The 1133-nt window shown below is 53.6% G+C and carries 2 protein-coding genes; both read left to right on the top strand.

The window, feature by feature from the left end:
• On the top strand, positions 1–303 hold a 303-nt coding region (locus tag lacNas_RS11670; protein WP_201346889.1), incomplete at its 5' end, for a M20/M25/M40 family metallo-hydrolase.
• Positions 304–323: 20 nt separating this feature from the next.
• A partial coding sequence (dapA, locus tag lacNas_RS11665; protein WP_201331759.1) for a 4-hydroxy-tetrahydrodipicolinate synthase occupies positions 324–1133 on the top strand: 810 nt, incomplete at its 3' end.

Here is a 1133-nt window from a genome sequence, read left to right as displayed (position 1 = left end):
AAAGTCAAGCTGGAACTCAATCAAGGCGGCTACTGGCCAGTCGAAAACGATCCGGATCTGACGCGAAACTTCATTAATTACATGAAGCAGGCTGCCGGCGTCAACTATGTTGAAACAGAGCCTGCCATGACTGGCGAAGATTTCGGCTACCTGCTGGCGCAGATTCCTGGAACCATGTTCTGGCTGGGCATAGAGGACGATGCACCGCTTCATTCAGCATCCCTGACGCCGAAAGAAAGCGCGATTAACAGCGGCATCAAGGCAATCGTCGGCTTTTTAGAATATCGAATGACAGAAGACTAAGATTTAACAGAGGCAAAGAAATGGACAACAACTTACAAAACGCGGATTTATTGACAGCGATCATTACTCCTTTTACCGAAGAAGGGGAGATCGACTTCGAAAGCTTGAGCGAACTGACCAACAACCTGATCGAACAAGGCTGCAATGGCTTTGTGATCGGTGGTACGACAGGCGAAACCCCAACATTGACGCATGACGAAAAGATTATGCTCTACAAGCGTTTTGGCCAGATCGTGCACGGGCGGGTACCGGTAATCGCCGGCACCGGCAGCAACAATACGGCTGAAACGATCGCCTTTACTGAAGAAGTCGCGCAGATTCCCGGCATTGACTATGCTCTGGTTGTTGTGCCGCCTTACAATAAGCCAAACCAGCGCTCCATGGTGGCCCACTTTACGGCAGTTGCCGACCAAGTTCACATTCCAGTCGTGATCTACAACATTCCTGGCCGAACTGGCGTTAAAATGGAAGTGTCAACCATTCTCCAGCTGGCACAACACCCGAACATCGTTGGGATCAAGCAATGTGCCAGCTTGGAAGAGATCGAAGAAATCGTCGCTGGCCGTCCGCTTGACTTCGCCGTCTTTACCGGCGAAGATGCCCAGGCCTTGTCAGCCCGGGTGCTTGGCGCCGACGGGGTCATCTCCGTTGCCAGCCACTTGTACACCCGCCGCATGCGGAAGATGTACGATGAACTGTACGCCGGCAACTATGCCTTGGCCGGCAGCCTGCAGCGGTGGCTGACCCCGCGGATGAACGCCCTGTTCATGTTCCCGTCACCATCGCCAGTCAAGGCAGTGCTGGCAGCACAAGGCTACCAAGTAGGCGGC

The sequence above is a fragment of the Lactobacillus nasalidis genome, from assembly GCF_016587775.1.
Lineage (GTDB): Bacteria > Bacillota > Bacilli > Lactobacillales > Lactobacillaceae > Lactobacillus > Lactobacillus nasalidis.
This window is presented reverse-complemented; position numbering and strand designations above follow the sequence as displayed.